The following is a 20,126-nucleotide window of genomic DNA, read 5'->3' as shown; positions in this document are numbered from 1 at the left end:
ATGAAAAATACAAGCCATACAGATAATATAAAAAGAAAAGTGCTCCTTGTAGTAAATACGCAGTTTCCTTATGGAAAATCGGAGGATTTTTTGTCTAATGAATTGGAATATGCAGTAGGTTTTGATGAAATCATCTGTTTTCCAATTTTGGTAAACGGACCCAAAACAGCTCAGGATATTATTTATAAAAAGCCAAAAGAGCACGTTACATTTTATAACAGTGCCTTTTCTTATAAAAGCTGGCAGGCAATTCCAAAGCTTCTTTTGCAGACTCTTACCGATTTAAAATTGTATAAAGAATTACGGCTTTTGGCACGTACTGGCAGATTTACACTTAGAAATATCAAACAACTGTTTCTTTTTCTGTTTATTGCACATAACACTTTAAATACTCTGGATCGTATTTTAAAAGAAAAGTATAAAGATTGCGATATCACCTTGTATTCCTATTGGATGCATATCAGTGCTTTTGTCATTATTGAATTAAAAAAGAGGTTTCAAAATAGCATTCATATTGAAAAAGAAATAACACGATGCCATCGATTTGATCTTTATGAATATGCCGATGCAGGTCTTTATTTGCCTATGAGAAGGTATATTTTATCGAATATGAATGAGGTGCATTCGATTTCAAAAGACGGGATAACATATCTGAAAAATTGGTATCCGAGATACAGTGAAAAATTAAAATTATCACGATTAGGCTGTTTGGATAAAGGAGTAAAGATCTTTCCTAAAAGCGAAACACTTCGTATAGTATCGTGTTCCTGGATGAGACCCGTTAAAAGAGTATCTGCTATTCTTGAAGCTGTTTCAAAGCTTTCAGTTCAAACAGAATGGGTGCATTACGGAGATGGAGAAGAATTTGAAATGATCAAAAACAAAGTAGCACAACTCAATAATCCTTTGGTTTCTGTCACCTTAATGGGAGCTTACAGCAATGAAAAAGTGCTTGAGCATTATGCTGTTAAACCTTATGATGTTTTTATCAACGTAAGCGAAAATGAAGGAGTACCAGTTTCTATTATGGAAGCTATGTCTTTTGGTAAAATAATAATAGCCACCAATGTAGGAGGAACTGCTGAGATTGTTGAAAATGATGTAAATGGCTTTTTATTGGATAAAGATTTTGCTATTCAAGAACTGGTTGATATTCTTTCTAAAATAGCTTCAATGGAAGCAAGACAATTCGATGAAATGTGCGTGAATTCAAGAAAAATCTGGGAAGAACGATGCAATGCAGCAGCAAACTATGAAAAATTTTATCAGCAGCTTAAACCAGCAATCTAATCATGAAAATAAATGTAAACCTTCAGCCAGTAAACAATCAAGGTTCAGGAATTGCACTTTTTGCCAATAAGTTAATAGAGCAATTAAATCGGCATAAATCATATAGCATTTCGGGTTGTTTTAATTTTGTTAGAGGTGTAAAAGAAAAGGATTTGGCACGATTTCCATTTCCTGTAAAATATTCAAGAATTCCTGCTAAAGCGGTTTATTCAAGATTATTAAAAAATCCTTTGCCTTTTTATTACCACGCCATGGCGGCAAGTTCGGCGCCTATAAATTTGTTCCTGACTTATAAAATACCAAGAGTTCGTTACGAGGGGCTTGTAATTACAACTATTCATGATTTAATTCCTTTACGAACAACAACAGAAAACAACAGCATTCAATCAGATTATCATAATGATATTGCTTATGCAATCAAACATTCTGATTATTTGATTACCATTTCAGAAGCATCTAAAAAAGACATTCTTTCGGAGTTTTTATATGATAAAAACAAAATTTTTGTAGTACCCAACGGAGTTGATTTTAAGGTTTACAACAAACAAATAAAAGACGAAAAGCTTAAGGAAATAAGCAAAAAATATCAGCTTCCAGATAAGTTTGTGGTTTATTTAGGCGGCATCAGAAAACACAAAAATGTTGACAATCTGATTCGCGCTTATGCTTTGCTTTCTGATGATATTAGAGAAGAAGTCAGACTTGTTATCACTCAGGGAAATGAAGAATTAAAGAAACTCGCAGTAGATCTTCACATAGAAAAGCAGGTTTTTTTTACTCCCTACATTGACGAAGAAGACAAACCAGCTCTCTATAAATTGGCTTTAGCAATGGCTTTTATTTCATCTTATGAAGGTTTTGGACTTCCCATTATAGAAGCTATGGCAGCAGGAACTCCAGTAATTACTTCGAATATTTCTTCTATGCCTGAAGTTGCCGGAAATGCTGCTGTTTTGGTAGATCCATTTAAGATTGAAGAAACTACAGCGGCAATGGAACGTATTATTCTTGATGAGCAATTTAGAAATGAGTTGATAGAAGCAGGATATAAAAATGCTAAACAATACAGCTGGACTAACGCAGGAGAAGCCATAATTAAATTATGTAATACGGTAAACAAGCAATTATGATCCATTTAATAAAAAAGATAATTCGCTTAAGTTTAAGCTTACCAAAAACCATTTATTTCAATTTCTGTTTGTTTGAACCCAAAACAGCCTTTAAGCTTCCGATACTGGTCGATTATAGAACTAAATTATGCTCGTTGCATAGAAATACAGTCGTATTAAATTCAAAAGCAAAATTTGGAATGATTAAGCTGGGCTGGGGTGAAGGAGCTGAAGGAAACGAATGCAACCGCTTTAGCTACTGGATCATCAAAAAACAATGTAAAGTTATTTTTGAAGGAAAAGCACATTTTGCCCGAGGAGTTTCTCTAAGAGCCGATAATGAAGGAAAAATAATTTTTGGTGAAAATTTTACGGCAAATCAGAATTTCTTTTGCGCAAGTAATACTTCCATAACTTTTGGTAAAAATATACTCGCTGGCTGGGATATTCACATCCGAGATGGAGATGGTCATGTTGTTTATAATCAAGAGAATAAAGTGATTAATCAAAACAAACCCATTAAGATAGGCAACCATGTCTGGATTGCCAGTTATTCATTCATTCTTAAAGGAGTTACGATAGGAGATGATAGTATTATTGCTTTGGGATCAATCGTAACAAGATCTTTCTTCGAGCCCAATATAATCATTGGCGGCGTTCCGGCAGTAATGGTGAAGAGAGATATCCATTGGGAGAAGTAATATGATTTTAAAATTTTAGTTTTTAATGACAACAAACAGAACCCGCAGTTCCATAAAGAATTCTGCGGCAGCTTTAATAGGACAACTAGCAACGATTGTTTTAAATTTTGCGGTACGAACCATTTTTATAAAAACTTTAGGAGCAGCCTATTTAGGTATTAATGGATTATTTACCAATATACTTTCTGTACTGTCCTTTGCAGAAATAGGTTTTGGAACAGCAGTTATATATGCCATGTATTCGCCACTGGCAGTAAATGACGAAATCAAGGTTGCCAAACTGATGAATTATTACGCCAAAGTGTACGAAGGGATTGGTACTTTTATTTTTCTGGCTGGTCTGATTCTGATTCCATTTTTAGATTTTTTTATAAGTGATGTATCAGAACTGCCCAAAGAATTGCCTGCTTTATGGATAATTTATCTGTTGTATCTTTTAAATACTTCAGTAAGTTACTTCTTTAATTACAAGAGATCGTTGATTATAGCGAGTCAGAACGGGCATATTGATTCTTTAAACCAGCTTTATTTCAATTTACTAAAAGGAAGTTTACAGATCATTGCATTACTGGTATTTCGTGACTTTTTAAGTTTTTTGATTATTCAGATTGTCTGTACTTTTTTAGGAAACTATTTTATTTCAAAAAAAGCAGATCGATTATTTCCATTTCTGGCTTCACACAAGGACAAGAAAATTGACAAAATTGATAAAGATGCATTAAAAAAAAATGTATTTGCCATGTCATTCAGTAAGTTAGGTTCTGTTGTAATAACTGGAGTAGATGATTTACTGATTTCCAAATTTGCCGGAATTATAGTAATGGGAATTTATTCTAATTATTTATTGCTGACCAATACCATAAGAATTGTTTTTATGCAGATTATGTTGCCTGTAACGGCAAGTGTTGGGAATTTCGCTGCACAAAAGTCAAATGAAGAGGCACATCAATTTTTTAAAAAGCTCTTCTTTATCAATGCTTATTTTGCTATTTGTTGTTTTACAGCTTTAAGCACATTGGTCAATCCTTTTATCAGTCTGATTTGGGGTAAAGAATATGTTTTTTCGGCAGTAATTACACTTTTAATCACCTTTAATTTCTATCTGGATCGTATGAGAATGACTTCTCAAATCTTTATAGATGCCAAAGGTTTGTTTTGGCCCATTAAATGGAAATCTTTATTTGAGGCAGTCATCAATTTATCATTTTCATTTTATTTCCTGTTGGTTTTAAAATGGGGAATAGAATCTGTTATTACAGCTACCATAATCAGCAATCTCACAACCAATATTTGGTGGGAACCTTATGTGGTTTTTAAATACGGTTTTCAAAAAAAAGTAACACAATACTATATAACCCTTATTAAATATACAGCAGTTCTGATTATTTGTTATGGAATAGTAACTGGTTTGCAGTCCTTCTTTTCGGATAACTTTTTAGGTTTTATCGGAAAGGGAATAACAGCTCTTATAATTCCGAACATCATTATTATGCTGTTCTATTTCAGGACAAGCGAACTTCGATATACTGCTGGTTTAATACAAAATATTATAAATAAAAAATTATGATCAAAAGGCTATTTGTAAAATTGGCATTTCATATTGGTAAAATATTTTTAAAACCTTTTGATGGTAGAATGCCTAGATTGTATATGAAGGGATACAATTTCATTCTAAAACTGGCTGGAGTTCATATGAATGGTATGCCACGTTATATTTCGACTCAGGTAAGGTTTGATGATTTTAATAAAATTTACTTATCAGAACGTGTTGTGATTTCAGAAAAAGTAATACTGCTGACACATGATTATTCTCTAACGACTGGTCTTATTGCATTGGGAAAAATGCCAGAAACAGATTTTGCTTTCAAGAAAGAAATTCATATCGGAAAAAATGTCTTTATCGGGATGGGAGCTTTGATTATGCCGGGAACAATTATTCAAGATAATGTCGTGATTGGAGCAGGAAGCGTGGTAAGAGGCAGCATTCCTTCAGATTCTATTGTGATTGGAAACCCAGCTCAGATTATTGGAAAACTAACCGAAAAAGCCCTTAAATGGGAACAACAAACTACGAATTCATTTGTACAAAAAGATAGAAAATAAAAAAGATGAAACTACTTATTATTGGCCCTTTTCCAAAACCTATTAACGGTTGTTCTTTAGCTAATGAGATTCTTTTGAAACAGTTAAACCTGAAAAATGAGATTTCAGTTCAGACCATAAATACGAGTTCAAAAAATATATCTTCTGAAAATGTTGGAAATTTTTCATTCAGTAAAGTGTTTTCATTTTTAAAGGTTTACAAAGAATTATCCACTATTTCGAAATCTGATATTGTGTATACTACTCCAGGACAAACCTTTTTCGGGATCGTAAAATACATGCCTTTTTATGTGTACTGTCTATTAAAAAACAGACCTTATATAATTCATGTTCATGGAAATCATCTGGGGAATGAATACAAATCGTTGAAAGGACTTAAGAAGAGACTTTTTTCTTATTACATCAAAAAAGCAGCAGCAGGAATAGTGCTTTCAGATTCTTTGCGAAACAATTTTGAAGGACTTCTACCAGCTAAAAAAGTTTTCAAAGCCGAAAATTTTGCACAGGATGATTTGGTTCAAAAAAATGAAGATGCTAAACCGAAAGACATGCTCAGACTACTTTATTTGAGCAATCTGATGGAAGAAAAAGGGATCATTGATTTTTTGGATTGCCTTATTTTATTAAAAGATAAAGGAGTTGTTTTTGAAGCAGATATAGCAGGTAAAATTGAAGACGAATCTGAGCAGATTATAAATGATAAATTTAAAGAACTGCAAGGTTTTATCCAATATCACGGTGTTGTATCAGGGCAACCTAAAATTGATCTGCTCCAAAAATCTAATGTCTTTGTTCTACCCACTTACTACCGTATGGAAGGGCAACCAATTTCTCTTATCGAAGCTATGGCCACTGGGAATATTATTGTGACAACCAAGTTTTCAGGAATTCCGGACATCGTCAGTACAGAGAATGGTTTTTTCGTTCCTGCAAAAAGTCCCGAATGCATCTGCAGTACACTGCTTCAAATTAATGAAAAATTAGAACAATGTGTGGATCAGTACAGCAATATAAACAGAGAATATGTTCAATCTTACTTCACAGAATCTCAGTTTGCAGAAAAAGTTTTTAAAGTTATTAAACATATTTAATTTCAATTATTATGAAAAAAGTCCGTTTAGATTTATTTGATTCAGAGATCGGTCTCGACAGAGGAGCATCTAAAGCAAAAGAGATGCTATGGTACGTAACAAAAGTGGTATTCTTTCTTTCGGCTATTCCTTATCCATCAAAATTCAAAGTGTTTTTATTGAAAGCTTTTGGAGCAAAAGTAGGGAAGGGACTCGTAATAAAACCCAGAGTTAATATTCATTTTCCATGGAAATTAATTGTAGGAGACAATTGCTGGATTGGCGAAGAAGTATTCCTTTTAAATTTTGAATTACTTACCATAGGAAATAACGTCTGTATCAGCCAAAAAGTTTTTGTTTGTGGCGGAAATCATGATTATAAAGATCCTACAATGCCTTACAGAAACGGAGTAATAGTACTCGAAGACGGAAGTTGGGTAGGCGCATCTTCTTTTGTTGGTCCTAACGTAAAAATAGGTATCAATACCATTGTTTCCGTAGGATCGGTAGTGACCAAATCATTACCTGAAAACGGAGTTTTTAGTGGTAATCCGCTTCAATTGGTAAAAGAACGCTGGTAAACTTTGTTGCTACTATTTCGAAAGATAATAATCACTTTATAAAATTAAAAAATAATCTACTCAGGTACATGACACTAGTTTTTTAGACTCAGTGAATAGATAAAACAATACGCTCCATTTCTACTATTCAAAAAGATTTTTTTCGGCACAAATAAGTTGTGGCGCAGCCTTTCTTATTTCAAATTTTCTAATTAACTAAAAACACAATCATGAAAGTTTCTATCATTACTATTTGCTATAATAGAAAAGAAACCATTGCAAACGCCGTGGAGAGCGTCTTATCACAGGATTATCCTGACATTGAATATATTGTTATTGATGGAAATTCAACAGACGGTACCAAGCAAATTCTTCAATCCTATGAAGGAAAAATAAACAAATTCTTGTCTGAACCAGATAAAGGAATGTATGATGCCATTAATAAAGGCCTGAAAATGGCAACTGGAGAAATTATCGGACTCATGCATTCAGATGATGAATTTTATGATCATAAAGTGGTTTCAAAAATTGTAGAAGTTTTTCAAAAATCGCCTTCTTATGATGGAATTTATGGCGACGGAGTTTATGTAACCAACGATGCAGAGGAAAAAATTGTACGTGACAGAATAGGAGGAGAATACAATTACAAAAAATTAAAATCGGGCTGGCTGCCTTTGCATCCAACGGTTTATCTTAAAAAAGAAGTAATAGAAAAACTAGGCTATTATAATCTTGACTTTAAAATAGCTTCTGATACTGAATTTTTATTGCGCTATTTATTTAAAAGCAAAATCAATCTGGCTTATCTGAACACTTACATGGTAAAAATGAGAATGGGCGGATTGAGCACATCGAGAAGCCGTGCGCTTGAAGTTCTTTATGAAGATTACCGTATTTACAGTTATCACGGTCTTCCTGCTTTTAGAGCTGTATTCCGAAAAAAGCTCAGAGCATTGAAACAGTACTTAGACTAATTTTTTTATACAAAATCCCCCTTTAATGAGTAGTAGTAATTGTAAAAACAATAGTAGAGTGTTTACTATAGTAATGTTTTTAATATGTACAGCTGGTGTTTTTTATTATTCCTGGCTTCCGTCTTCCAATCTTGGTACAGAAACTTATTTGCCACAGATTATCGTAGACTGGACTAATGAATATTTGAATTTTCGTACGGCAGTTCCATTTGTAATCTTAGGATTTTTATGTGAAGTCCTGCTGGAATCTTTTACAGATGAGCCATACAATAAAATCATTTTTGTACATCTGCAGACTGTTCTTATCTGTGCAGTTATTGTATGCGCTGCAGAAGCAGGACAGTTTTTTATATCAGACAGACATCCTGATACAATGGATATCTTTTTTGGAATAGCCGGAGGAATTTTCGGTGGCGCCTGTGCTTTAGTATTCAAGAAGTTAAATCATTATTTATTTAATAAAAATGCGTAACAGACATAAATTTACTTTTATTTTTTGCAGTATGGCAGCTGATTTCTGTGCAGTAGTTGCCAGTGTATTTTTCTTTTTACATTTTGCAGCCAATGCTAATGTAGAATGGACTTCGACTTTTGCCACAAGCAGTTATCTTATTGCTGCAGCTGGATGGATATTGGCAGTTTTATATTTTAATTTATACAGACTAGATACAGTGTTTAGTTTGCCCGCTTTTTATCGCAGTAGTTGGCGTGTGTTTTTATGTCAGTTTCTGTTCTGGCAGAGTTGCATTGTACTTTTTCAGGGATTAAAGAGATATCAGATGAGTGTAGATGCCAGTACGTTACAATTTAGTTTTCTGCTTTTTTATCTTCTACTATCAAGAATTGGATTTACTTATGTCTTAAATAATATCAAAAGCTGGGTCAAAAAGCCTTTTACGGTAGCAATCTGGGGATTTAATCCGACGAGTATTCAGTTGGCATCCAAATTAGAAAGCAACTCTTATTTCTTTAATTTTCTGGGTATTATCAACGACGCTGATGAAGACAAGGCAGTTGACAAAGCTTCTTTTAATCATGCGCTTATAAACATCATACATAGCGCTTCAGAAAAAGGAATTCAGGAATTATACATTGTCGTAAAAACAGAATTTATTGATGATCTGAATACGTATTTTGAACTAGCAGACCGATATTGTATCCGATTAAAATTTGTACCAGATCTTTCATCTATTTCTAAGTTCTCTTTCAGTAGTACCAGTTATGAAAATTTTCACATCATTCGACCAAGACATGAACCGTTGCAAAATGCTTATAACAGACTTGTAAAACGAGTTTTCGATATCGTTTTTAGTCTTCTGGTTATCACTTTTGTTTTGTCATGGCTTTATCCAATTCTGGCAATCATTATAAAAAGACAGAGCAAAGGACCAGTTTTATTCAAACAACTTCGAACAGGTAAAAAAAATCAGTCTTTTTATTGCTACAAGTTTAGAAGTATGGCTGTTAATACAGATAGTGACAGCGTTCAGGCTAAGAAAGGTGATATGCGTGTAACTCCGATAGGAAAGTTCATCAGAAGAACAAGTCTAGACGAACTTCCACAGTTTTTTAATGTTTTGCAAGGAGACATGAGTGTAGTAGGACCACGTCCACACATGATTAAACACACAGAAGATTACAACAGCCAGATTAATGATTTTATGGTGCGTCATTTTGTAAAACCGGGAATTACTGGTTTAGCACAAATTTCAGGACATAGAGGAGAAACTAAAAAAGTCTCTGACATGAAGAAAAGAGTTAAAGCAGACATTGAATATCTGCAAAACTGGAGTCTGATAAAAGACTTAAAAATATGCCTTCTTACAGTTGTGCTAACACTGAAAGGAGATGAAAATGCTTTTTAACTAAAAACTAAATAATTATGAACGTGACTTATTATGCAGCCGGATTTCTTTCAGGAATCTCAATTGCCGGTTTTTTTATCGGAAAAGAATTGTACCGATATTATGTTAAAGATAAAGTGCAGAAAAAACAGCTGCACCGATTGTCTAAACTGAATGATAAAATGAAAGTACAGAAAAGTACTCAGTACGAATCCAGACAATTGACGGATTCTCTTTAGTTTCATTTTTAGGTACTTGAAAGATAGTACATTCCAAAATGCCTTGAATTTTTAAATTTACACCAAGATCTAATGAATAGATTATTTTATGTAATACTCTTTAGTATTTTATTTTTCTCCTGTGCCTCTAAAAAGGATATTATTTATTTTCAGGATTCAGCTGATTACGCTTCAGTTACAACAAATTTAAAAGCGGTTTCCATCGAACCAAATGATATCCTTAGCATCAGGATTGGTGCTCTGGTGCCCGAGACAGCTCTTCCGTACAACATCCAGACTCCAAGCACTGTGGGAGTCAGCAGTACAATCGATATTTTAAAAGTACAGGGCTATCTTGTTTCTCCCGAGAAAACGATTGTGCTTCCTGTTCTAGGAGAAATCAGTACTGCCGGATTATCGGTAAAAGATTTAGAAACAAAAATTAAATCGGAGCTAGAAAAGGGTGGACATTTAATAAATCCTTCAGTGGCAGTAAGAATTCTTAATGCTAAAGTAACCATTCTAGGCGAGGTAAAATCACCAGGAACTTACACCTTTTTAGAGCAATCAGTCTCAGTTCCTCAGGCACTTGGATATGCTGGAGATCTTACCATTAACGGAAAACGTGATGATATACTGCTGATTAGAGAATCAGACGGAAAAAGAACCATTACGCATGTTGATCTTACAACAGCAAATTGGTTGAATAAAGACGAGTATCAGGTTCGCCAAAATGATGTATTGGTTGTCAATCCGAATAATGCAAAAGTTAAAACTGCGGGTTATATCGGAAATGCGAGTACGATACTTACTATTGCTTCCTTAATACTAAGTTCTATAATATTAATTACAAGATAAGCCATTTTATGAATACTGATAAAAATGAATTTTTCGATCTCACGGAAGAAACAACCCCCGTAGATTTAAAACAAATTATAAGTAAATATATAAGATACTGGCCTGTTTTTATATTATCTATAATCATCTCTTTATGCTGCGCCTTTGTTTATTTAAGATACGCCAATGTTATCTATAAATCGGAGGCCAAAGTTAAATTGCTTAATGATAAGGAAAATTCAAATTTTAGTTTGGATGTTTCCAAGTTGTTTAATAAATCTACGATCAATCTGGAGAATGAGATTGCTTTGTTTAAATCGGTGCATTTATCGGAACAGGTTGTTAGAAATTTAAATTTGAATGTAGAATATTTCTATATCTCTACTGTCAAATCGAAACAGGTTTATAATCCACCTTTTATAGTTGCTTATAAAAGTGACATGTCTGATTTAGGCAGCATCTTGCAATATACTATTACGGTAACAACAAAAGGATATAAAGTTCAGGATATGTTGTCTGGAGAAATTTTTACGGTCAATGGATTTACATTGGATGGAAAAAAAACAAATCTGCCCATAAAGATCACGCCTGTTTCTCATGCTATGATTCTTAAAAGTAGAGATAAGAGTTTTAATGTAATTTTAAAACCTCTCAATAAAACCGCTTTGGAACTTAGTGGTGCTTTTGAGATTGATGCTGAAGGAAAAGACAGTGACATCTTAACGATTTCATTAAAAGGAATTAATGGTCCTCATTCCGAAGCTGTTATCAATGATCTTATTCATGTTTTTGAAGCAGATGGGATAACCGATAAAAAAGAAGTTTCTCGCAGAACGATTAGTTTTGTGGATGATCGTTTTGTTTACCTTAGAAGAGAATTAGATTCTATAGAAAGCTCCAAAAAAGAATACAAAAAGAATAATAGTCTTAGCTTTATTCAAGAAGATGCAGGTTCAAGTATTTTGCAGAAAACGGCTAAGGAACAGGCATCATTTGATATAGAATCACAGCTTCTTCTGGTTGATTTGCTTATGAAAAGTATTCAGTCACAGCAGGCATTTGAATTGTTGCCTTCAGATATAGGAATCGAAAATGCAGGAGTCAATCAGTTGGTTTCTGATTTTAATACTGCCGTTCTTTCGTATCAAAAAATGAAAACCAGCGCTGGAAATAACAATCCATCTCTACAGCTTTCATCTGAAACCCTTTTGAATTTGAAAGCCAATATCATTAAATCAGTAAAAGGATACAACCAGCAGTTAAAAACATCGCTCGCTCAAAGCGGATCTGCTCAAAAGGCTGCGGAAGGAAGTTTTGCATCTCTACCAGAGAAAGAGAAAGTGCTAAGAAGCATCGAACGTCAACAGAACTTAAAAGAGAGTTTATATTTACTGCTGCTTCAGAAAAGGGAAGAAGCATCCATAAATCTTGCTGTTACTGTACCTAATACTAAAATTATAGATTATGCGATAACGGATATTTATCCTGTTTCTCCGCAAAGAAGCAAGATTATATTGATTGCGTTTTTTGCTGGGATTTTCATTCCATTCGGAATTTTGTTTCTTATTTTTAAACTAGACAACAAAATTTATAATTCATCCGATGTTGAAAATGTAAGCAACGGATTGCCTATTTTGGGAGAGCTTCCGTCATTAAAAGAGACTAAAGATTCTGAAAATGAAAACCTGGAGGCATTCAGGACATTGGCCAATAATACCAATTTTATTACGCCATCTTCTTTAAAAGGCAGGGTTATTTTTGTTACTTCTTCAATAAAAGGAGAAGGTAAAACTTTTGTTTCTTTTAATCTGGCATCAGCATATGCGAACCTCAATAAAAAGGTTATCATAATCGGATCTGATTTTAGAAATCCGCAGTTGCACAGACACTTAGAGCATATTCAGAAAGAAAGTGCAGGATTTAGCAATTATCTACATGATAATTCTTTGAACTGGCGTAATTTGGTTTTAAGTAATGAAAATGCAGGATTTCCGTTTGATATTTTATTGTCAGGAACAATACCGCCGAATCCAACTTTGCTATTATCGAGTCCTGTTTTTCAAAATTTTATTGATGAAGTAAAAGAAGTATATGATTTTATCATTTTTGATACTCCACCAACTTTATTGGTAACAGACACTCTTATGATTTCAAAATATGCTGATACGACCTTGTTTGTATTGCGTTCGGGGATTACGGCAAAAAATCTGTTGTCTTATTCTCTTAAGTTACATAAGGATAAAAAACTGATCAACATGGGATATGTGATTAATGACATTAATTTCAGTTCTAGTTACGGTTATAAATATGCTTACAACTATGGTTACGCTTACGGTTACGGGAGAGAAAATGCCAAGAAATCATGGTTCGAAAAGTGGAAAAATAAAGGATAAAAGATATTCTCTGTTATATGGAATAAAAAAAGCTGTTTGTTAAAACAGCTTTTTTTATTTTAGAAAGATACTATTGTTTAGTAATAACTGATCAAGTTTACTTTTAGTTCGTACTTGCAAAGGTTTAGTTTCAAATTGGTTAATTTCAGCACTACTATGGATGTCTGAACCGGTAAAATCATACATGTTTTTCTCCAGCAACTCAAGTGATTTTCTGTAAATGTTTTTACCGTAATAACCAGTTAATGAAAGAAGGTTAAGCTGAAAATAAACACCAAAATCCTTTAGCTTTTCATATTTTTCAATAGAATCATGTAAATAAAGGTAACGTTCAGGATGTGCAATAATAATTTTGTAGTCTCTAAGCTTAAGTTCAAAAAGCATTTCATATAAATTAAAAGGAATTGAAAATAAGGGAAATTCGATTAGCAGAAAATGATCATCAATACACAGCAATCTTTCGCTTTTGATTTTTTCCATCAAAGAAGCATCCAGCATATATTCGCTGGCGTATTTTGTTATAAAGATGCGATTGGCTTTATCTTCTACAGCAGTTTCATAAGCTGTTTTTATAATTTCGGAAGTATTATTCCATTTAGAAGAGTAGGTGTGGGGAGTGGCAATACTTTTATGAATATTTAAAGTCTTCATATCAGCAATAAGTGCACTAGTTTCCTCAATTGTTCTGGCTCCGTCATCTATGCCTGGAAGCAAGTGATTATGAATGTCAATGTAATTTTTGGGCAGTATATCTTTTAAATAATATTTGGTCTTTAAGAAGGAGAACATAGTAAAATTTTTAGGCTTAAATTTAATTGTTCCGCCACAAGCTTTGCAATCCGAAAAGTTTTAAATCGAAGCAAAAAAGGAATATTTATCCTTTATAGTTTCGGTTTTTTAAAAAGTTTTAATAACAAAAAAGGCTGTCTGGAAAGACAACCTTTAATGACTAATAAAATAAAAATGTATCCTAAAGTTTTACTTTCCTGATTGGATTTCAGGGTTCATAATAACTTCAACGCTACTTGAACTATCCAAAACGTGCTTACTAAACTGCTGAATAGTTTTCTGATTAATTTTAGAAATTAAACTTTTATATTCTTCATCCGTAGAAAACGGAATCTGATTTAAACTGTAATTGTATAAAGTTGTCGCCCAGAAAGAATTTGTTTTAAGGGATTCTTCTCTGTTTTTCAACAACGCTTTTTTAATATCTTCTAAATCATTTGCATTGACTGGATTTGATTTTAAATCGTTTATTTCTTTCCAGACAATCTGCATTAATTTTTCTTGTTTATCAGGATTGCAATCAAAAGTCAAAGCAAGACTGAAAGTTGGTTTTGGAATAATTTCAAGATTACCGCCAACATTTACGCCATAACTTCCGCCTTCTTCTTCTCTAATGGTTTGAAGGAATCTTTTAGATAATAACTCGCCAATGATATACATCGTCATGGCATTTTCTTTTGTGTATTCTGTTTTTCCAGTCAGATTTAGGTAAACAGTGCTTTTTGCAACTTCCATTGGACGATTGAAATGCACCACTGTTTTTCCTTTTTTAGGACCGATATTATGATCTACAAAAGTCTCTTTTACACCTTGATTTGATTTTAAATTACCAATGTATTTCTGAATCAATTCTAAAGCATTATCGGGAATATTTCCAACAAAAACAAAAGTAAAATCTGATGCATTTTTAATTCGATCTCTATAAATCGCTTCTGCTTTTTGTAAATCTATATTCTCCAGAAATTTGTCATTAAAAATAAAAGTCCTTGGATTATTGTTTGAATTGGCTAAATCAACAGCATCTTTAAAAGCATTTTCATTATCTTTTTTAATGGTTTCCAAACGGTTTTTATACTGTTCTTTTAAGATATTGAAAATATTTGGGTCAAAACGAGGTGCTTCTACAGAAAGATAAAGCAATTGCAACATGGTTTCGAAATCGGCTTTATTAGAACTTCCTTGAAATCCTTGCGTATTTTGACTGATAAACGGAGCAGATTGCGCTATTTTTCCCGTTAGTTTTTCTTTTAAACCCATATTATCAAAATTGCCCAAACCTGATGATCTTGCAAGAACTGTAGCGATTTCGGCAGAAGCCAGATCTTCAGTTTTAATCAAAGATTTACCTCCTTTAGAAAAAGCGGTAAGAACAACTTGATCTTGAGAATAAGTCGTTGGCAATACAATTATATTGGCACCATTTTCTAAAGTATAGCCTTTTGCAGCAGTAATTCCTGGAACTTCAAATGTCTTTTTGATCGCAGCAGGTTTTAATTCTTTAGCAATTAAAGGTTCATTGTTTTCCTTTTTGCTGTAAGGTTCCAAAGTTTTATTTTCGACTTTTTTCATTAGCTGAACAAGCGCATCTTTGGTTGGGAAATTAGCTTTGTCTTCCTCAGAACCAGTAACCAAAAGTACTTGATTCGTTGGTTTCTGAATGGTTTTTACATAAGCATTTAATTCTTCTAAAGACATACTTTTTATAATACCAACAATTAGTTTATAATCATCTTCTGGCGAAAGAAATGGTTTGGCTTTCAAGAAATAATTCGTCAACTTTTCAGACCAGCTATCATTGTCGACTTTATCTTTATTGCTAAGAAAATCGTCATAAGAACTGATAAAAAGTTTTTTAGTTCTTTCTAATTCTGCTTGTGTTGCTCCAAAACGTTTTAAACGCTCTGTTTCTGTGTACGCTTCTTCGAATGCTTCAAGGTTTTTTCCTTTTTTTGGTCCAGCCGAAATATTAAAAGAGTTACTTAATCTTGAAATCGGTTGAAAATAAGAACTAAAACCTAAAGCACTACTTTGATTTTTTAAAATCAATTCTTTAAAACGATTGTTTAGAATACTAGTGTAAAAAGAATTCATTACATTTCTGCGAGTCACAATACTGTCTTTTACCAAAGGTTCGTCCAACACATATTGTAATGTAATTGTAGTAGAAGAAGCTTCTTTGTCAGATGCAGTTCCAAAATACAATTCGTCATGTTTCGGAATGGCTTCATAGTTTCTTGCAGCTACTTTTTTGGCTAACGGAATTCCAGAAAAAATAGTTTTTACTTTTTCTTCCATTGCTTCTACGTCAATATCACCGACAATAATTACAGCTTGTAAATCGGGTCTGTACCATTTTTTATAATAGTTTCTTAATTCAGGATATTTGAAGTTATTGATAATGTTTAAATCACCAATAACATCTCTTTTGCTGTATTTTGAACCTTTATACAAAACCTGATCGGTCTGCATTTTTAAACGGAAATCACTTGTACGACGCGTTCTCCATTCTTCTCTAATAACGCCTCTTTCGGCATCAATTTCTTCATTGGTTAAAGAAAGAGAACCAGACCAATCGTGTAAAACCCAAAGTGTTGAATCGATTAGTTTTTCGTTAGTTACAGGAACGGTGCTGATGTTGTATACTGTTTCATCTTGAGCCGTGTAAGCGTTGATATCTTTACCAAAGCTTACACCATTTTTTTCTAACATTTTAATGATACCTTTTCCTTTAAAATGCTCGGTTCCATTAAAAGCCATATGTTCTAAGAAATGCGCCAATCCGTTTTGATTGTCGTCTTCTAGAATGGCACCAACGTTCTGAACAAAATAAAAACTGGCTCTGTCTTTTGGTTCTTCATTGTGAAGAATATAGTACGTTAAACCGTTTTTCAATTTCCCAGTTGTAACGTTCTTATCCAGCGGAATTGTGGTCTTGAACTGCGAAAATGCACCTTGAAAAGACAAGGCCATTACTGCAATGATGATATTTTTTTTAGTATTCATTTGTTTTGAGTTTTATCTTCTATTTCTTCTAATAAGTATAAAAGCACCACTTAGTATAATCAACAATGGGAAGATTCCAATAAATAAGATTTTGTCAATGAAAACTTGATTGGAAGTAATCGTGATTTTATTGTCGATTTTTTGAGGGCGAGTAGTATCAATTGGAAATTGGTAATTACTGAACCAGCTGAAAATATCGGTTACAAACTGAAATGTTCCAGAACCACCGCGGCTTAATTCGGCATTGCCCATAAAATCAGCATCTCCGGCAACAATTATTTTTTGTGTTTTGCCATTGATGTTTCTCGTTAATGCTGTTACCAACGGAATTTCTTTTGAAGACGGCTGTTTTTTTAGATCTTCTGAAATAGAAGTAATTCCTGTCTGAGATTCCCAAACTGGCTGATTATTAGTTTTTAAAAGAGGCGTAACTTTAAATCCTGCATCTTTTACAGCTGTAATACCGCTACTTCCTAAAAACGGAATGGGGTTATTGATTTTACTTAATTTGATTACAGTAGAATCAACATTTTTTTGAAGCTCAGTTACTAGGAAATCAGGCGAATTTGTTTCACTTTCCTGAACTAAAGTCTGTTTTGTAAATCCGATGCCCAATTTATCTGTAATAGAAGCCAAAGCCGAATTCGTTTTTGGTTCTGCCAAAAGCATTAAATTTTTGCCTTGATCAATGTACTTGTTAATACGGTCAACAGCGCCTTGACTTAATTGTGTTTTAGGGTCAGCAATAATTAAAATAGCAGTTTCAGAAGGGATATTCTGCGCATTGATATCAACAGAAGAAACATCAAATCCTTGATTGATTAAAGAGTTTCTAAATGTTATTTCGTTAAATCCAGTCTTATAATTTTTATCTCCGTTTTTATCAATACTACGTTCCATGTTTCCAGTTGCAAATACAATTTTTACGGGATTGGAAACTAAGCGCTTTAATGAAGCTGAAATTTCTTTTTCAAAAGGTACTTTAAACAAGTCATCAAACATTCTTAGATAAGTCTTTTTCCCGTTGTATTCTACAGTTCTGACTACTCTGTTTTGTTCAGGCCCTAGATCGATGATTTTTTTGATTTCTGCAGGAGAATATAATTTTTTAAGTTTCATATCCTGAGACTCGACCATTTTTTCAGCAAGCTGTTTGTCGTTTAATCCTGGGTTTTGGGCATACAAAGCCTCATTTGTTGAAGTATCATAATAATAAACATATTCCATTTCTATTTGAGGCAAAAAACGGGTATATTTTGCAAAACTCGCAATATCTGAATTTTGAGAGTACGGCATTGCCATGTAATAATTAATATCCAATAAGTTAACGTAGGTTGTTATCTTAACTGGTCCTTCTATCTTATCCACAACATCTAAACTGCTTTTGGTTAGGGTGTTGTCTTTATTTCTCGTCATATCATGATAGAAAGTAAGCGGTGCTCTTGAAGTGATATAGCCCAGAGATAAGACAGCTGCTATTAATAAAGTATATTTTAGAACTCTTTTTGATGCAGTTTGAGCATCTCTTCCTGTTTGTAGTTTGTAGATGCTTAATACGATAAAAAGACCGCTTACTAAAACAAAATAGAAGACATCTTTACTAATGATTAATCCTTCAAGCATTTCATTTGCACGTCCAGCTATTGAAAGGAAATAGGTAATGTCTTTTACGATTTCGACATCTTGCCAAAGTTTCCCAATAAAGTTTAATCCAGCTAAAACAACCAAAGTACTAATGGCAGCAACTACTTGATAAGAAGTAAGACAAGACATAAAAAGTCCGATTGCTGCATAGGTGCAAACCAATAAATACAAACCAATTAATCCAGATATAGCAAACTTAAGGTCTAAGTTTTCTATCGAAAAGTAAGCAATTGCAACTTGTAAGCCTAAAATGGCAATAAATAAGAGACAATAAGCCGCAATGGCTAAATATTTTCCTAATACAATTTCTTTAATTCGAATTGGAGAAGAAAGAAGCAATTTGATCGAACCGCTATTGATTTCACGGCTTACTAATCCCATTGTTAAAAGTGGGACATATAAATACAGGTAATTTTGCATTTCGGTATATAAACCACTGAATCCAGAAAAGACAATCTGTGATAAATTGTCCATGCTTTGTCCAATTTTTTGGGCTTTTTCGAAACGTTCGATGGTATTGAAAAATTTCCAGCTTGACTGGATCGAAAATATCACTAAAACAACCCATGCAACAGGTGAGTAGAACATCGTGTTGAGTTCTGTTTTAGCAATTCTGTATATTGTTTTCATTTGTTTATTTTTTAAGAAAGAATAGCGTTTTTAGATGGGGCTTTTTTAGATAATTGAGCGAAGATTTCGTCTAATGAAACTTTTTCAAATTGAATTTCACGAAGTTTCCAGTTGTTGTGAACACTAGTTGCTACAATTTTTTCAGCAATTTCTTGTGTACCACTGAAAGTAATCTGAACTTTTTTAGGAGTTAGGTAAACCGCTTCTGTGATTTCCGAAATTTCTTTGAATGCCTCAACAGCCGGTGGATTTTCAAAGTTCGCCGTTAATTTATCGGCTTCGATATAATTATTAAAAGCATCCAAAGTATCTGCAAAAACCATGTGTCCGTTTTCAATCATTCTGATATCCTGGCAAGTTGCCTGAACTTCAGAAAGAATGTGTGAAGAAAAGATCACAGCTTTGTCTTGGGCAATTTTCTTAATTAAATTTCTAACCTCTAAAATCTGATTTGGATCTAATCCGTTTGTTGGTTCATCAAGAACTACCAATTTTGGTTCGTGAATAATAGCCTGCGCAATTCCGACACGCTGTCTGTAACCTCCTGATAAGTTTTTGATTAAACGATGGCTGAAATGTGAAATGCCACATTTTTCCTTTGCTTTTTCTACTGCATTTCTAAGGTTTTCTTTTGGTACCAATCTTAATTGCGCACAGTGAATCAGATATTCATCGACTGTTAAATCAAGATGAAGTGGTGGAGTTTGCGGTAAAAAACCAATTAATTTTTTGGCTTCAACCGGGTTTTCTTTCAGGTTGATTCCGTCAATATAAATATTACCATGCGTTTGATTTAAAACGCCACAAAGAATGTTCATGGTAGTTGATTTTCCAGCTCCATTTGATCCTAGAAGACCTAGAATCCTGTTTTCTTTGATTTCAAAACTAATATTTTGTATTGCCCAATCCTTACTGTATTGATGCGACAAGTCCTCAACTCTTACAATTGTTGTTTCCATAG

Annotated in this window: 17 protein-coding genes; 13 read left to right on the top strand and 4 right to left on the bottom strand. The window is 33.4% G+C overall.

Going from position 1 to position 20,126, the window contains the following annotated elements; translation table 11 throughout:
* The 13 genes from NQQ59_RS02270 to NQQ59_RS02210 all read left to right on the top strand — a co-directional run bounded on the left by NQQ59_RS02270 (window position 1) and on the right by NQQ59_RS02210 (window position 13,099).
* On the top strand, window positions 1-1,290 hold the full coding sequence (locus tag NQQ59_RS02270) for a glycosyltransferase (RefSeq protein WP_144213221.1): 1,290 nt from the start codon (window positions 1-3) through the stop codon (window positions 1,288-1,290).
* A 2-nt stretch (window positions 1,291-1,292) separates the two neighbouring features.
* Complete coding sequence (locus NQQ59_RS02265; RefSeq protein ID WP_144213219.1) at window positions 1,293-2,420, top strand: glycosyltransferase family 4 protein; 1,128 nt, start codon at window positions 1,293-1,295, stop codon at window positions 2,418-2,420.
* A complete protein-coding gene (locus NQQ59_RS02260; protein WP_144213217.1) occupies window positions 2,417-3,100 on the top strand; it encodes an acyltransferase in 684 nt (227 codons plus the stop codon). The genes NQQ59_RS02265 and NQQ59_RS02260 overlap by 4 nt, the downstream gene beginning before the upstream one ends.
* Window positions 3,101-3,125: 25 nt before the next feature.
* Window positions 3,126-4,667 carry a lipopolysaccharide biosynthesis protein gene (locus NQQ59_RS02255; RefSeq protein ID WP_144213215.1) on the top strand — a complete coding sequence of 514 codons (1,542 nt, stop codon included), beginning with the start codon at window positions 3,126-3,128 and terminating at the stop codon, window positions 4,665-4,667.
* Complete coding sequence (locus tag NQQ59_RS02250) at window positions 4,664-5,203, top strand: acyltransferase (protein ID WP_144213213.1); 540 nt, start codon at window positions 4,664-4,666, stop codon at window positions 5,201-5,203. The genes NQQ59_RS02255 and NQQ59_RS02250 overlap by 4 nt, the downstream gene beginning before the upstream one ends.
* 5 nt (window positions 5,204-5,208) lie before the next feature.
* On the top strand, window positions 5,209-6,294 hold the full coding sequence (locus NQQ59_RS02245) for a glycosyltransferase family 4 protein (RefSeq protein WP_144213211.1): 1,086 nt from the start codon (window positions 5,209-5,211) through the stop codon (window positions 6,292-6,294).
* An 11-nt stretch (window positions 6,295-6,305) separates the two neighbouring features.
* A complete protein-coding gene (locus NQQ59_RS02240) occupies window positions 6,306-6,854 on the top strand; it encodes a WcaF family extracellular polysaccharide biosynthesis acetyltransferase (protein WP_144213209.1) in 549 nt (182 codons plus the stop codon).
* A 209-nt stretch (window positions 6,855-7,063) separates the two neighbouring features.
* Window positions 7,064-7,807: a glycosyltransferase family 2 protein gene (locus tag NQQ59_RS02235; protein ID WP_144213207.1), complete on the top strand. Its 744-nt coding sequence runs from the start codon at window positions 7,064-7,066 to the stop codon at window positions 7,805-7,807.
* Window positions 7,808-7,832: 25 nt separating this feature from the next.
* Window positions 7,833-8,279, top strand: coding sequence for a VanZ family protein (locus NQQ59_RS02230; RefSeq protein ID WP_144213205.1), 447 nt, complete (start codon window positions 7,833-7,835; stop codon window positions 8,277-8,279).
* Window positions 8,272-9,672 carry an exopolysaccharide biosynthesis polyprenyl glycosylphosphotransferase gene (locus tag NQQ59_RS02225; protein WP_144213203.1) on the top strand — a complete coding sequence of 467 codons (1,401 nt, stop codon included), beginning with the start codon at window positions 8,272-8,274 and terminating at the stop codon, window positions 9,670-9,672. Before NQQ59_RS02230 ends, NQQ59_RS02225 begins: the two co-directional genes overlap by 8 nt.
* 17 nt (window positions 9,673-9,689) lie before the next feature.
* On the top strand, window positions 9,690-9,890 hold the full coding sequence (locus NQQ59_RS02220; protein ID WP_144213201.1) for a hypothetical protein: 201 nt from the start codon (window positions 9,690-9,692) through the stop codon (window positions 9,888-9,890).
* 72 nt (window positions 9,891-9,962) lie between these two features.
* Complete coding sequence (locus NQQ59_RS02215; protein WP_144213199.1) at window positions 9,963-10,727, top strand: polysaccharide biosynthesis/export family protein; 765 nt, start codon at window positions 9,963-9,965, stop codon at window positions 10,725-10,727.
* Between the two features lie 8 nt (window positions 10,728-10,735).
* On the top strand, window positions 10,736-13,099 hold the full coding sequence (locus NQQ59_RS02210) for a GumC family protein (protein ID WP_144213197.1): 2,364 nt from the start codon (window positions 10,736-10,738) through the stop codon (window positions 13,097-13,099).
* Window positions 13,100-13,153: 54 nt separating this feature from the next.
* Here NQQ59_RS02210 and NQQ59_RS02205 read toward each other — a convergent pair whose 3' ends face one another.
* The 4 genes from NQQ59_RS02205 to NQQ59_RS02190 form a co-directional block, all read right to left on the bottom strand.
* Window positions 13,154-13,888: a tyrosine-protein phosphatase gene (locus tag NQQ59_RS02205; protein WP_144213195.1), complete on the bottom strand. Its 735-nt coding sequence runs from the start codon at window positions 13,886-13,888 to the stop codon at window positions 13,154-13,156.
* Between the two features lie 189 nt (window positions 13,889-14,077).
* The gene (locus tag NQQ59_RS02200; protein ID WP_144213193.1) at window positions 14,078-16,891 is read right to left on the bottom strand and encodes a M16 family metallopeptidase; all 2,814 of its coding nucleotides are present in this window, start codon (window positions 16,889-16,891) and stop codon (window positions 14,078-14,080) included.
* Window positions 16,892-16,903: 12 nt separating this feature from the next.
* Window positions 16,904-19,165, bottom strand: a complete 2,262-nt coding sequence (locus NQQ59_RS02195; protein ID WP_144213191.1) for a Gldg family protein — start codon at window positions 19,163-19,165, stop codon at window positions 16,904-16,906.
* 11 nt (window positions 19,166-19,176) lie between these two features.
* Window positions 19,177-20,124, bottom strand: coding sequence for an ABC transporter ATP-binding protein (locus NQQ59_RS02190; RefSeq protein ID WP_144213189.1), 948 nt, complete (start codon window positions 20,122-20,124; stop codon window positions 19,177-19,179).
* Window positions 20,125-20,126: the final 2 nt, after the last annotated feature.

Source organism: Flavobacterium panacis (genome assembly GCF_024649945.1).
Taxonomy (GTDB): Bacteria; Bacteroidota; Bacteroidia; order Flavobacteriales; family Flavobacteriaceae; genus Flavobacterium; species Flavobacterium panacis.
Note: the sequence above shows the minus strand (reverse complement) of the source record. Positions and strands in the feature narration are given on the sequence as shown.

What these genes read in the sequence shown, in the direction of transcription:
- NQQ59_RS02270 (WP_144213221.1), top strand. Translation starts at nt 1, where the DNA reads ATGAAAAATACAAGCCATACAGATAATATAAAAAGAAAAGTGCTCCTT.
- NQQ59_RS02265 (WP_144213219.1), top strand. Translation starts at nt 1,293, where the DNA reads ATGAAAATAAATGTAAACCTTCAGCCAGTAAACAATCAAGGTTCAGGA.
- NQQ59_RS02260 (WP_144213217.1), top strand. Translation starts at nt 2,417, where the DNA reads ATGATCCATTTAATAAAAAAGATAATTCGCTTAAGTTTAAGCTTACCA.
- NQQ59_RS02255 (WP_144213215.1), top strand. Translation starts at nt 3,126, where the DNA reads ATGACAACAAACAGAACCCGCAGTTCCATAAAGAATTCTGCGGCAGCT.
- NQQ59_RS02250 (WP_144213213.1), top strand. Translation starts at nt 4,664, where the DNA reads ATGATCAAAAGGCTATTTGTAAAATTGGCATTTCATATTGGTAAAATA.
- NQQ59_RS02245 (WP_144213211.1), top strand. Translation starts at nt 5,209, where the DNA reads ATGAAACTACTTATTATTGGCCCTTTTCCAAAACCTATTAACGGTTGT.
- NQQ59_RS02240 (WP_144213209.1), top strand. Translation starts at nt 6,306, where the DNA reads ATGAAAAAAGTCCGTTTAGATTTATTTGATTCAGAGATCGGTCTCGAC.
- NQQ59_RS02235 (WP_144213207.1), top strand. Translation starts at nt 7,064, where the DNA reads ATGAAAGTTTCTATCATTACTATTTGCTATAATAGAAAAGAAACCATT.
- NQQ59_RS02230 (WP_144213205.1), top strand. Translation starts at nt 7,833, where the DNA reads ATGAGTAGTAGTAATTGTAAAAACAATAGTAGAGTGTTTACTATAGTA.
- NQQ59_RS02225 (WP_144213203.1), top strand. Translation starts at nt 8,272, where the DNA reads ATGCGTAACAGACATAAATTTACTTTTATTTTTTGCAGTATGGCAGCT.
- NQQ59_RS02220 (WP_144213201.1), top strand. Translation starts at nt 9,690, where the DNA reads ATGAACGTGACTTATTATGCAGCCGGATTTCTTTCAGGAATCTCAATT.
- NQQ59_RS02215 (WP_144213199.1), top strand. Translation starts at nt 9,963, where the DNA reads ATGAATAGATTATTTTATGTAATACTCTTTAGTATTTTATTTTTCTCC.
- NQQ59_RS02210 (WP_144213197.1), top strand. Translation starts at nt 10,736, where the DNA reads ATGAATACTGATAAAAATGAATTTTTCGATCTCACGGAAGAAACAACC.
- NQQ59_RS02205 (WP_144213195.1), bottom strand. Translation starts at nt 13,888, where the DNA reads ATGTTCTCCTTCTTAAAGACCAAATATTATTTAAAAGATATACTGCCC.
- NQQ59_RS02200 (WP_144213193.1), bottom strand. Translation starts at nt 16,891, where the DNA reads ATGAATACTAAAAAAAATATCATCATTGCAGTAATGGCCTTGTCTTTT.
- NQQ59_RS02195 (WP_144213191.1), bottom strand. Translation starts at nt 19,165, where the DNA reads ATGAAAACAATATACAGAATTGCTAAAACAGAACTCAACACGATGTTC.
- NQQ59_RS02190 (WP_144213189.1), bottom strand. Translation starts at nt 20,124, where the DNA reads ATGGAAACAACAATTGTAAGAGTTGAGGACTTGTCGCATCAATACAGT.